The following is a 12,530-nucleotide window of genomic DNA, read 5'->3' on the forward strand; positions in this document are numbered from 1 at the left end:
AAGTTATTGACCGATAATATGTGATCATCCACCTACCTATCCTCAATAATCAGGCATCGCGAATGAAAATTGCTGACCTACGAATCGGCACCAGGCTTGGTGCCGGTTTTACTTTGTTGCTCATCATGATGACCGTGCTGACGGCGGTCGGCTTCGTCCTGCTGGGCGACTACAAGAAAAACACCAACACTTTGCTGCAGGACACGATCGCCAAGGAACGCCTGGCCATCGAGTGGCAGGGTGCGGCGGAACTGAACGCGGCGCGCGCCAGCGACCTGCTGGGCGAAACCAACGACACCATCAAGTCGGCGCTGAACCAGAAGGTGGAACGCACCAGCGCCCGCATCACCGACGTCGAGCGCCAGCTGACCGCACTGGTCGCGACCGACACCGGCAAGCAGATGCTGGCCGAGGTGGGCGCCAGGCGCGCCGCGTACATCAAGGCGCGCAGCGCGGCCTTCGCGCCGGGCGCCGACCCGGTAGCGAGCGAGGCCGCGATGAGCGCCACCATGGCCGACTACTCCGAAGCGCTGGGCAAGCTGGCGCGCCACCAGCGCAACAAGGCCGACGCCGAAGCCGCGCTGGTGATGGCCAAGGGCGACACCGGGCGCATGCTGCTGGCCGGCCTGTGGGCGGTGTCGATCGTGCTCGCGATCGGCTGGACCGTGCTGGTGACGCGCTCGATCACGCGCCCGCTGGGCGAAGCCACCGAAATGGCGGAAGCCGTCGCCCGAGGCGAGCTCGACCACCGCGAGCACGTCTATGCGCGCGACGAGACCGGCCAGCTGCTGACGGCCCTGAACCTGATGCAGCGCGACCTGCACCGCATCGTCAGCGCCGTGCGCGACAGCAGCAGCGCGATCGCCACCGCCTCCGGCCAGATCGCGATGGGCAATGAAGACCTGTCGGCGCGCACCGAGCAGCAGGCCGGTTCGCTGGAAGAAACGGCGTCGTCGATGGAAGAACTGACCGCCGCCGTCAAGCACAATTCGGACAATGCGCGCCAGGCCAACCAGCTGGCGGCCGACGCCTCGCAGGTGGCGGTGGCCGGCGGCCACGTGGTGGCGCAGGTGGTGCAGACCATGGGCACGATCCACGCGTCGGCCAGCAAGATCACCGACATTATCGGCGTGATCGACGGCATCGCGTTCCAGACCAATATCCTGGCCCTGAACGCCGCTGTCGAAGCGGCGCGCGCGGGCGAGGCCGGGCGCGGTTTCGCGGTGGTGGCCACCGAGGTACGCAGCCTGGCGCACCGCTCGGCCAGCGCGGCCAAGGAGATCAAGTCGCTGATCGAGGCCTCGGTGCGGGAAGTCGACAACGGCAGCGTGCTGGTGGAACGCGCCGGCAAGACGATGGAGGAGATCGTGCAAAGCGTCAGCCGCGTCACCGCGATCATGCGCGAGATCGCCAGCGCCGGCAGCGAGCAGGAATCGGGCATCGGCCAGATCAATCAGGCCATCGTGCAGATGGATACCGTGACCCAGCAGAACGCGGCGCTGGTCGAGGAAGCGGCCGCCGCCAGCGGCGCCCTGCGCCAGCAGGCCGCCGGGCTGGAACAGGCGGTCAGCGTGTTCAAGCTGAGCCAGGACGCCAGCGTGCAAGCCCTGCCGCGGCGCGGGCGCAGCGACAGCCGGGCGATCGCTCTGGCAGCCTGAACTCATCGCCCGCCCGCAGCAAGCCCGGCCTCGCGCCGGGCTTTTTTGTTGCCGAAGAACCTCACGAGTTGCCCGACAGTTACAAAATTTGATGCGCCGGAGCATAATGGACCGGCAGGCTTTCATGAGCCTCGCATAACAACCGGCGGGGAGACAGCCGGGGGATCATCTTTATAACGAAAACGACAAATGAGACTCGACGACCTGAAGATCGGCACCCGGATGGGCGCCAGTTATGCAATTATTTGCATATTAATGAGTTTGCTGACGGGCGTCGGCATCTGGCTGCTGCGCGATTTCGGCGTCCGCGCCGAAGAAATGATGACGGACGCGCTGGCCAAGGTCCGCATCATCAACGACTGGCGCGCGGCCACGGAACTGAACGGCGTGCGCACCGGCATCGTGGTCATCTCGACCAACGAGGCCGAGCGCGATTCGCTGGCGGCGCAGATGAAGGACACCAGCGCCCACATCTCGGGCCTGCAGAAGCAGCTCGAAGCCCTGATCGACGACCAGAAAGGCAAGGGCCTGTACGCCAGCATCGGCGCCAAGCGCAAGGCTTACATCGCGCTGCGCGACAAGGCGATGCAGGCGCGCAAGCTGGGTGACGCCGACGAGGCCGGCACCATCGCGCGCGGCCCGATGGCGGAGGCGCAGCAGGCTTACATCGGGGAAATCAACAAGCTGGTCGAACACGAGAAAACGCTGGCGGCCGGCCTGGCCCAGGCGTTGCGGGCGCGCGGCGCGGCCGGCCAGAAAGTGCTGGGCGGGCTGTGGCTGGCGGCGCTGGCGGCGGCGCTGGCCAGCGCGGTGCTGGCCACGCGTTCGATCAGCCGCCCGCTGGCGCGCGCCGTCGAACACACCGACGCGGTGGCGCAAGGACGCCTGCACAACCGCGAGGAAGACTATGCACTCGACGAGACCGGCCAGGTGCTGTCGGCGCTGAACCGGATGAACCGCGACCTGTACCGGGTGGTGAGCGAGGTGCGCGACAGCAGCGCCTCGATCGCCTCGTCCTCGGCCCAGATCGCGCAAGGCAACGAAGACCTGTCGGCGCGCACCGAGCAGCAGGCCAGCTCGCTGGAAGAGACGGCGGCTTCGGTCGAGGAACTGACGTCCACGGTGCGCCAGAACGCGGAGCACGCGCGCCACGCCAACCACCTGGCCAGCGGCGCATCGAAGGTGGCGGAGGAAGGCGGCGCGGTGGTGGCCCAGGTGGTGCAGAGCATGGACGCGATCAACGCGTCGGCGCGCAAGATCACGGACATCATCGGCGTCATCGACGGCATCGCGTTCCAGACCAATATCCTGGCGCTGAATGCGGCGGTGGAAGCGGCGCGCGCCGGCGAACAGGGACGCGGCTTCGCGGTAGTGGCGGCGGAGGTGCGCAACCTGGCCCAGCGTTCGGCCAGTGCGGCGAAGGAGATCAAGACCTTGATCGAGGTGTCGGTGCATGAAGTGCGCAACGGCAGCGGCCTGGTGAACAAGGCCGGCTCCACGATGCAGCAGATCGTGACCAGCGTGCGCGAGGTGAGCGCGCTGATGCAGGACATCGCGCTGGCCACCACCGAACAGGAAGCGGGCATCAACCAGCTCGGCCAGGCCATCAGCGAGATGGACAATATGACCCAGCAGAACGCGGCGCTGGTCGAGGAAGCGGCGGCCGCCAGCGAGGCCATGCGCGAACAGGCGCAGCAGCTGGAGCAGGTGGTGAGCGTGTTCCAGCTGGAGCAGGATGCGAGCGTGCACGCGCTGCCGCGGCGGGCCGGCGGGGCGCGCAGCCTCGCGCTCGCGGCGTAGAAGGCGCGAAGCAGGCCAGTCGAGATCTCGAAACGAAAAAGAGAACGTCATTCCCGCGCAGGCGGGAATCCCGTTCCTCAGCGTTGTGGCCGCGCTTGATTCAGCGGCCACGCACGCAAAACGGGGTCCCCGCTTGCGCGAGGACGACGTTCACTTAAGAGTCTTTTTCCAAATTGCGCTTGTACTCGTAGTACTTGCGCGCATCGCCGCGCACCAGGTCGGCCGGATACTTGGCGCGGTTGAGCACCATCTTCTCGTCCACCGCCGCGGCCAGGTCGACGTCGAGCTTGTCGGCCAGGCGCACCAGGTACACCAGCACGTCGGCCATCTCGTGCCGCACTTCGCGCAGCCTGGCTTCGCCCAGTTCCTCGGGCCGGCCGTCGCGCAGCCACTGGAAGTGCTCCAGCAGCTCGGCCGCTTCGACCGCCAGCGCCGACGACAGGTTCTTGGGCGTATGGAACTGGTCCCAGTCACGCTCGTCGACGAAGGCGCGCACCAGGTCGCGCAGGCGCGCCAGCTCGCTCACGCCGGGATCCAGCCGTCCGCGTAGCGCGCCAGCAGCGCATCGTACTTCTGCGCCAGTTCGTCGGCGCTGGACACGGTGATGCCCAGGTCGCGCAGCAAGCCGTCCTTCAGGCCGTACACCCAGCTGTGGATGGTCAGGTCCTGGCCGCGATCCCACGCGTCCTGCACGATGGTGGTCTGGGCGCAGTTGACCACCTGCTCGGCCACGTTCAGCTCGACCAGGCGGTCGTGCCCTTCGCCTTTCGGGATCACTTCGCCCAGGTAGCGGCCGTGCTTGTGCTTGACGTCCTGCACGTGGCGCAGCCAGTTGTCGACCAGGCCGACGCGGCGCCCGGTCAGCGCGGCGCCGACGCCGCCGCAGCCGTAGTGGCCGCAGACGATGATGTGCTTGACCTTCAGCACCTCGATCGCGAACTGCAGCACCGACAGGCAATTCAGGTCGGAGTGCACGACCACGTTGGCGACGTTGCGGTGCACGAACATCTCGCCCGGCAGCATGCCCAGCAGTTCGTTCGCCGGCACCCGGCTGTCCGAGCAGCCGATCCACATGTACTCGGGGGCCTGCTGCGCGGCCAGCGATTTGAAGAAGTCCGGGTCTTGCGCGACCACCGAATCCGCCCACGCGCGGTTACGCGCGAACAGTTCTTTGGTGATGGGTTTGGTATTAGGCATGTGATTCCTTATTCCTTGGTTCGTGCGCGGGCCGGCGGGCAAAAAAAACCGCCGGAGACTTGCGCCATCCAGCGGTTCGGACTTATTCGAAGAAGTCCTTCACTTTGTCCATCCAGCCCTTGCTTTGCGGACTGTGCTTGGCGCCGCCTTCCCTGGTCAGCCGGTCGAATTCCCGCAGCAGGTCTTTCTGCTTGTCGGTCAACTTGACCGGTGTCTCGACGGCAACATGGCAAAACAGATCGCCAGTATACCCTGAACGGACGCCCTTGATGCCCTTGCCCTTCAGGCGGAAGGTCTTGCCGGTCTGGGTGCCTTCGGGGACGGTGAACGAGACCTTGCCCGACAGGGTCGGCACTTCGATCTCGCCGCCCAGCGCGGCAGTGCTGAAGGAGATCGGCATTTCGCAGTGCAGGTCGTCGCCTTCGCGCTGGAATACCTGGTGCGGCTTGATGTGGATCTCCACGTACAGGTCGCCCGGCGGCCCGCCATTGGTGCCCGGCTCGCCGTTGCCGGTGGAGCGGATGCGCATGCCGTTGTCGATGCCGGCCGGGATCTTCACTTCCAGCGTCTTGTTGCGCTTGATGCGGCCGGCGCCGCCGCAGGCCGCGCACGGCTCCGGGATCACCTTGCCGCTGCCGTGGCACTTCGGGCAGGTCTGCTGGATCGAGAAGAAGCCCTGCTGCATGCGCACCTGGCCATGGCCGTGGCAAGTGGTGCAGGTGACCGGCTGCGTGCCCGGCTTGGCGCCGCTGCCGTGGCAGGTGTCGCACTTGTCCCAGCTCGGCACGCGGATGGTGGTGTCGTAGCCGTGGGCCGCCTGTTCCAGCGTGATCTCGAGGTTGTAGCGCAGGTCGGCGCCGCGGTACACCTGCGGGCCGGCGTTGCGGCGGCCGCCGCCGCCGAAGATGTCGCCGAAGATGTCGCCGAACGCATCGCCGAAACCGCCCTGGCCGAAGCCGCCGAAGCCGCCCGCGCCGCTGTTCGGATCGACGCCGGCGTGACCGTAGCGGTCATAGGCCTCGCGCTTCTCCGGATTGGTCAGCATCTCGTAGGCTTCCTTGACCTCCTTGAACTTCTCTTCCGCTTCCTTGTTGTCCGGATTGCGGTCAGGATGGTACTTCATCGCCAGTTTGCGATAAGCCTTCTTGATGTCCTCTTCCGAGGCTGTCTTCGCGACCCCGAGGATCTCGTAAAAATCACGCTTTGCCATTTGCGGGCACCTTGCTGTCTATCTTCTAACGAAACGGTATGTGCAAAAAAACCGAGCCGAACACCACACGGTTGCTTCGGCTCGGCATTTTACGCTGGATCGGCCGCGGCCAATCCATCCTGCATTACTTCGCGTCTTTGACTTCCTTGAACTCGGCGTCGACCACGTCGTCCTGCTTGGGCTGCGAAGCTTGCTCGGCGCCGCCGGCCTGTGCACCCGCTTGCGCGCCGCCAGCCTGTTGCTGCTGCATGTCGGCGTACATCTTCTCACCCAGCTTCTGGGCCGAAGTGGTCAGGGCCGCGATCTTGGCATCGATGTCCGCCTTGTCGCCGTTCTTCAGGGCGCCTTCCAGGTCGGCGATCGCCGCTTCGATCTTTTCCTTCTCGCCGCCTTCCAGCTTGTCGCCGTACTCGCCCAGCGACTTGCGGGTCGAGTGGACCAGCGCGTCGCCCTGGTTGCGCGACTCGGCCAGTTCCTTCAGCTTGTGGTCCTCGGCCGCGTTCAGCTCGGCGTCCTTCACCATCTTCTGGATCTCGTCTTCCGACAGGCCCGAGTTGGCCTTGATGGTGATCTTGTTTTCCTTGCCGGTGGCCTTGTCCTTGGCGCCCACGTGCAGGATGCCGTTGGCGTCGATGTCGAAGGTCACTTCCACCTGCGGGGTGCCGCGCGGCGCCGGCGGGATGCCTTCCAGGTTGAACTCGCCCAGCGCCTTGTTACCGGCAGCCATTTCGCGCTCGCCCTGGTAGACCTTGATGGTCACGGCCGGCTGGTTGTCGTCGGCGGTCGAGAACACCTGCGAGAACTTGGTCGGGATCGTGGTGTTCTTCTGGATCATCTTGGTCATCACGCCGCCCAGGGTTTCGATGCCCAGCGACAGCGGGGTCACGTCCAGCAGCAGCAGGTCCTTGCGGTCGCCGGCCAGCACCGAGCCCTGGATCGCCGCGCCGACCGCCACGGCTTCGTCCGGGTTCACGTCCTTGCGCGGGTCCTTGCCGAAGTACTCCTTGACCTTCTCCTGCACCTTGGGCATGCGGGTCATGCCGCCGACCAGGATGATGTCGTCGATGTCGGTGACCTTGACGCCGGCGTCCTTGATCGCGGTGCGGCACGGCTCGATGGTGCGCTCGATCAGTTCCTCGACCAGGGCTTCCAGCTTGGCGCGGGTGATCTTCAGGTTCAGGTGGACCGGGGCGCCGTTGGCCATCGCGATGTACGGCTCGTTGATCTCGGTCTGCTGCGAGGACGACAGCTCGATCTTGGCGCGCTCGGCCGAAGCCTTGATGCGCTGCAGGGCGATCGGGTCCTTCGACAGGTCCAGGCCGTTGATCTTCTTGAACTCGTCGATGATGTAGTCGATGATGCGCTGGTCGAAGTCTTCGCCGCCGAGGAAGGTGTCGCCGTTGGTCGACAGCACTTCGAACTGCTTCTCGCCTTCGACGTCGGCGATCTCGATGATCGAGATGTCGAAGGTGCCGCCGCCGAGGTCATACACGGCGATCTTGCGGTCGCCCTTTTCGGTCTTGTCCAGGCCGAAAGCCAGCGCGGCCGCGGTCGGCTCGTTGATGATGCGCTTGACGTCCAGGCCGGCGATGCGGCCGGCGTCCTTGGTGGCCTGGCGCTGCGAGTCGTTGAAGTAGGCCGGCACCGTGATCACGGCTTCGGTGACGTCTTCGCCGAGGTAGTCTTCGGCGGTCTTCTTCATCTTGCGCAGCACTTCAGCCGAGATCTGCGGCGGGGCCAGCTTCTTGTCGCGCACCTGGATCCAGGCGTCGCCGTTGTCGGCCTTGATGATCTCGTAGGGCATCAGCTTGATGTCCTTTTGCACTTCCTTCTCGTCGAACTTGCGGCCGATCAGGCGCTTGACGGCGAACAGGGTGTTCTTCGGGTTGGTGACCGCCTGGCGCTTGGCCGGGGCGCCGACCAGGATCTCGCCATCGTCCTGGTAAGCGATGATCGACGGCGTGGTGCGCGCGCCTTCCGCGTTCTCGATCACCTTCGGCTGGCCGTTTTCCATGATGGCGACGCAGGAGTTGGTGGTCCCCAGGTCGATACCGATGATTCTGCCCATGATTTTTTTCCTTTTATGAAATTTTGTTTCAGATGGCTCAAATATTGGGAAAAACTGCGTGCTTTCAAGGGCTTTTGCCAGCCAACACGCAGGATTTTTCTTATTTCGGCTGCGCCGCGGTCACGATGGCCGGACGCAGCAGGCGGTCGGCGATCATGTAGCCCTTTTGCAGGACGTTGACGACGGTATTCGCTTCCTGGTCGGCCGGCACCACGGCCACGGCCTGGTGCTTGTTCGGGTCGAGCTTGTCGCCCGGCTGGGGCATCACTTCGACCAGGCGGTTGCGTTCGAACGCGGCGGTCAGCTGCTTGAGCGTCATCTCGACGCCTTCGCGGAGGGCGTTCACGTCGCCGGACTCGACCTTGAGGGCCATCTCGAGGCTGTCGCGTACCGGCAACAGCGCTTCGGCGAAACTTTCGACGGCAAACTTGTGGGCCTTGCTCACATCTTCCTGGGCGCGGCGGCGGATGTTCTCGGCGTCGGCCTTGGCGCGCATGAAGGCGTCATGCATCTCGGCCAGCTTGGCCTCGGTGGCGGACAGCTGGGCTTCCAGGCCGGTCTCGGCGGCGGCTTCCTGGGCCGGCGCCGGCTGGGAGGCTTCCTGGCCTTCCGCCTGGTTCGGCAGCTCTTGGTTTTCTTGGTCTTGCATCGGAAAAATCTCCTCGAATCAGGGACTTGGCGGTAGTGGGAATTGATCCTGCCAGTCGTACAGGCCCGCATATGGGGCGTACTCCGACATTTTCAAGGGGAATGCAGAGCAAAATGACAAATCGCCCGGCGGCGCCGAAAAGCGTTGTATGTGTACTATTTGTTACAAAATTTACGCACTCGGGGATACTTTCAAGAACCAGTCGATCTAATATGAGATGTGCAAGCTTATGTAGCGCACAACGTACGGTTTCGCCAATTCGACTGGAACCCAATCATGAAATTACAATTGATCAGCGCCGCGATCGTGGCCTACACCATCGTCGCGATGGCGTGGATCTGCTACGCCGGGGTGGGGGCACAGCCCTGACAAGCTGACATTGTAACAGCCGGGTGCTCAGGCCCCCAGCTGGAGCGCGCGCTCACGCCCGGTGTCGGCGTCGCGCTTTTCTGCATCCCGTTGCGACGGGCTCATCATCGTTGGCCAGCCGATCAAATGCTGTTCGGCAATCTCGGCCATGCCGGCGATCCAGGCCGGCGTTTCGTTCAGGCAGGGGATGTAATGGTAGTCCTGGCCGCCCGCCGCCTCGAATTCGCGCCGCACTTCCATATTGATTTCTTCCAAGGTTTCCAGGCAGTCGCTGGTGAAGCCGGGGCAGAGCACGTCGACCCGGCGCGCACCCTCGCGCGCAAGCTGGGCCACGGTGCCGGCCGTGTACGGCTGCAGCCATTCGGCGCGGCCGAAGCGCGACTGGAAGGTGACCACGTAATCGGTGGGGCCCAGGCGCAGGCGCTCGGCCAGCAGGCGCGCCGTCTTGTGGCATTCGCAATGGTAGGGGTCGCCCAGCAGCAGGGTGCGCTTGGGCACGCCGTGGAAGCTCATCACCAGCTTGTCGCCGCGGCCGTGGTTTTCCCAATATTCCAGCACGCTGTCGCGCAGGGCGTCGATGTAGCCGTCGTGGTCGTGGTAGTGCTTGACCAGGCGCAGCTCGGGCACGTTGCGCACCTGGGCGTAGTGGGCGAACACTGCGTCCCAGATCGAGCCGGTGGTGGTGCCGGAATACTGCGGGTAGGCCGGCAGGATCGCGATGCGGTCGCAGCCCTCGGCCTTGAGCTGGTCCAGCACCTGCGGCAGCGCGGGCGAACCGTAGCGCATCGCGTAGGCCACCTTGACCGCGTGGTGGCCGCGCTCTTCCAGCATGGTGTCCAGCAGCGCGGCCTGCTTCTGGGTGTGGACCCGCAGCGGCGAGCCTTCCCGCATCCAGATCAGCTTGTACTTGGCGGCCGACTTGCCGGAGCGGAAAGGCAGGATGATGAAGGTGAGGATGAACCACCAGACCGCGCGCGGGATCTCGACCACCCGCCGGTCGCTCAGGAATTCCTTGAGATAGCGGCGCAGGGCCCGCCGTGTCGGCGCGTCCGGCGTGCCGAGGTTGACGAGCACGACAGCGCTCTTGGCGATATTGCCGTGGGTGTGCGGAGGTTCTTTTCGGAAAGACATGGCTGCGTTGAGAACGGCTGGGAACCCGCTATTATAAATTCAGCCACTACTGGTGCACCCAAGTATTTGCGCCGGGGGGCGGCGTGGCTCAAATGTGCAGCGCGCCAAGCCAGGCGCGGACGGTGGCGGCCAGGGCATCGGGCTGTTCGATCGGAATCAGGTGACCGCTGTCCTCGATGACCTTGAGGGTGGCGTTGGGAATGGCCGCGGCCAGCTCGCGACTTTCCTCCGCCGAGCGCAGCTCGTCCTCGGCGGCCGCGATGACCAGCGTCGGGCAGCTCAGCGTGGCGGCGGCAATGCCGTCGCGCCGCAAGTTCGATTGCGTGACCAGCGCCTGGTAGCCGAGCCGCTCGCCCATGGCGCGGATGCGCGCCAGCAGTTCCTTGTCGCCGCGCCGGCCAGGGTGCAGCGAGCTGGCGATCGAGTGCGTGCTCAGGCCGCGGAAACTGTCGGCGTTCATCAGCTGCACCACCTTGCGGCGCGCTGTGGCCCGCTCCTCGGTGTCGTCGCGCAGCGAGGTGGCGATCAGGATGAGGGCCGCCACGCGCTGCGGATACAGCTCGGCCACTTTGCGCGCCACATAGCCGCCCAGCGAAAAGCCGGCCAGCACGAAGCGCTCCGGCGCCGCGTTGGCGATGCCGTGCGCGATCGCGTCGATGTCATCTCCAGGCGCAAGCGGTAGCCGGTAGGTGGGCGCGCCCAGCTGGCCGGCGACCGCGTCCCAGAGCGTCTCGTCGAGCATATAGCCCGGCAGCAGGACCAGCGGCAGCATGGATTACGACGCCAACAGCTCGCGCGCGTGCTTGCGCGTGGTCTCGGTGATCTCGATCCCGCCCAGCATGCGCGCCACTTCCTCGACCCGTGCGCGCGAACCCAGCACGTCGATGCGCGAAACGGTCTTGCCCGAATCGAGCGTGCCCTTGGCGACCTGGAAGTGCTGGCTGGCCTGGCTCGCGACCTGCGGCAAGTGGGTCACGCACAGCACCTGGCGCTGCTGGCCGAGGCGCTTGAGCAGGCGCCCGACCACCTCCGCGACGCCGCCGCCGATGCCGCTGTCGACCTCGTCGAAGATCAGGGTCGGCGTCACCGTCGCGTGCGAAGTGATCACGGAGATCGCCAGCGAGATGCGCGCCAGCTCGCCGCCGGAGGCCACCTTGGCCAGCGATCGCGGCGCCACGCCGGCGTGGCCGGCCACCAGGAACTCGACCTGTTCCAGCCCGTGCGCCGACGGTTCGCCGGCGTTGAGCGCGACCTCGAAGCGGCCACCGCTCATCGACAGTTCCTGCATCGCGATCGTCACCTGCTCGCCCAGCGCGCGCGCGGCTTCGGCGCGCAGGCCGGACAGCTTGTCCGCCGCCCGCAGGTAGACTTCCTTGGCTTTCTGCTCCTGCTGGCGCAGGCCGTCGATGTCGCTGGCATCGGCCAGCTGGCGCAGCTTGGCGGCCAGCTGCGCATGCTCCCCGGGCAGTTCTTCCGGCTGCACGCGGAATTTGCGCGCGCTGCTGTGCAGGGCTTCCATGCGGGCGTCGACCTCGCGCAGGCGGGCCGGGTCCAGCTCCACTTTATCGATGTAGTCGTTGAGCGCATACACCGCTTCCTGCAGCTGGATGCGTGCCGGCTCCATGCAGTCGAGGACCGCGCGCAAGCCGGCGTCGACATCCACCAGCTTGCCCAGCTTCTGGTTCAGCGCCGCCAGCTGCGACAGGATCGGATGGTCCGATTCCGAGATCGCCGACAGCGCTTCCTGCGCGCCTTCCAGCAGGCTGGCCGCGTGCGACAGGCGGCTGTGCTCATTGCTGATCTCGAGCCACTCGCCGGGCTTCGGCGCCAGCTTGTCGAGCTCCCCGACCTGCCACTCCAGGCGTTCGCGCTCCAGCAGCACATTGCGCGAGTTGGTCTCGAATTCCTCCAGCTGGCGCGACAGGGCGCGCCAGGTCTTGTAGGCCGCGGACACGGCCTGCATGTCGGCGCGCGCCGACGGCTCGCGCACCGCGATCTGGTTGTCCAGCAGCGCGCGCTGCGCCTCGAGCTTGAGCAGCGACTGGTGCGCATGCTGGCCGTGGATATCGACCAGCATCTCGCCCAGCTCGCGCAGCTGCGCGGCGGTGGCGGCGACGCCGTTGATGAAGGCCTTGGAGCGGCCGGCGTTATCGATCACGCGGCGCAGCAGCGCGCCGCCCTCCTCCACCGCGAACTCGTTGTGGGCCAGCCATTCGGCCGCCTCGGGCGTGAGCGCGAAGTCGGCCGTGATGTCGGCCTTGGGCGCGCCCTCGCGCACCATGCTCGCTTCGCCGCGGCCGCCCAGCGCCAGCTGCAGGGCGTCGATCAGGATGGATTTGCCGGCGCCGGTTTCGCCGGTGAAGACGGAGAAGCCGCTAAAGAATTCAAGCTCGATGGCATCGACGATGACGAAGTCGCGGATGGTCAGGGTGCGCAGCATGGTGCGTG

General features: G+C 65.8%; 10 protein-coding genes. 2 read left to right on the plus strand and 8 right to left on the minus strand.

What is annotated here, in order from left to right; genetic code table 11:
- Positions 1-62 precede the first annotated feature (62 nt).
- Both NX778_RS20620 and NX778_RS20625 read left to right on the plus strand, forming a co-directional pair.
- Positions 63-1,658 (plus strand): methyl-accepting chemotaxis protein, encoded by a 1,596-nt coding sequence (locus NX778_RS20620; RefSeq protein ID WP_258813668.1) that lies wholly within the window; start codon positions 63-65, stop codon positions 1,656-1,658.
- A 189-nt stretch (positions 1,659-1,847) separates the two neighbouring features.
- Positions 1,848-3,458: a methyl-accepting chemotaxis protein gene (locus tag NX778_RS20625; RefSeq protein ID WP_258813669.1), complete on the plus strand. Its 1,611-nt coding sequence runs from the start codon at positions 1,848-1,850 to the stop codon at positions 3,456-3,458.
- A gap of 154 nt (positions 3,459-3,612) precedes the next feature.
- On the opposite strand, the gene NX778_RS20630 is transcribed toward NX778_RS20625, so the two are convergent.
- The 8 genes from NX778_RS20630 to recN form a co-directional block, all read right to left on the minus strand.
- On the minus strand, positions 3,613-3,984 hold the full coding sequence (locus NX778_RS20630; protein ID WP_258813670.1) for a nucleotide pyrophosphohydrolase: 372 nt from the start codon (positions 3,982-3,984) through the stop codon (positions 3,613-3,615).
- Entirely contained in the window at positions 3,981-4,655 is a 675-nt protein-coding gene (can, locus tag NX778_RS20635) for a carbonate dehydratase (protein ID WP_258813671.1), read from the minus strand. The genes NX778_RS20630 and can overlap by 4 nt, the downstream gene beginning before the upstream one ends.
- Before the next feature lie 82 nt (positions 4,656-4,737).
- A complete protein-coding gene (dnaJ, locus tag NX778_RS20640; RefSeq protein ID WP_258813672.1) occupies positions 4,738-5,865 on the minus strand; it encodes a molecular chaperone DnaJ in 1,128 nt (375 codons plus the stop codon).
- A 124-nt stretch (positions 5,866-5,989) separates the two neighbouring features.
- The gene (gene dnaK, locus NX778_RS20645) at positions 5,990-7,978 is read right to left on the minus strand and encodes a molecular chaperone DnaK (RefSeq protein WP_258813741.1); all 1,989 of its coding nucleotides are present in this window, start codon (positions 7,976-7,978) and stop codon (positions 5,990-5,992) included.
- Positions 7,979-8,033: 55 nt separating this feature from the next.
- Positions 8,034-8,582 (minus strand): nucleotide exchange factor GrpE, encoded by a 549-nt coding sequence (gene grpE, locus NX778_RS20650; RefSeq protein ID WP_258813673.1) that lies wholly within the window; start codon positions 8,580-8,582, stop codon positions 8,034-8,036.
- Positions 8,583-8,978: 396 nt separating this feature from the next.
- Entirely contained in the window at positions 8,979-10,082 is a 1,104-nt protein-coding gene (gene hemH, locus NX778_RS20655; protein ID WP_258813674.1) for a ferrochelatase, read from the minus strand.
- 88 nt (positions 10,083-10,170) lie between these two features.
- Positions 10,171-10,854 carry an alpha/beta fold hydrolase gene (locus NX778_RS20660; RefSeq protein WP_258813675.1) on the minus strand — a complete coding sequence of 228 codons (684 nt, stop codon included), beginning with the start codon at positions 10,852-10,854 and terminating at the stop codon, positions 10,171-10,173.
- Between the two features lie 3 nt (positions 10,855-10,857).
- On the minus strand, positions 10,858-12,522 hold the full coding sequence (gene recN, locus NX778_RS20665; RefSeq protein WP_258813676.1) for a DNA repair protein RecN: 1,665 nt from the start codon (positions 12,520-12,522) through the stop codon (positions 10,858-10,860).
- Between the last annotated feature and the right edge of the window lie 8 nt (positions 12,523-12,530).

The sequence above is a fragment of the Massilia terrae genome (genome assembly GCF_024753145.1).
GTDB classification, from domain to species: domain Bacteria; phylum Pseudomonadota; class Gammaproteobacteria; order Burkholderiales; family Burkholderiaceae_D; genus Telluria; species Telluria terrae.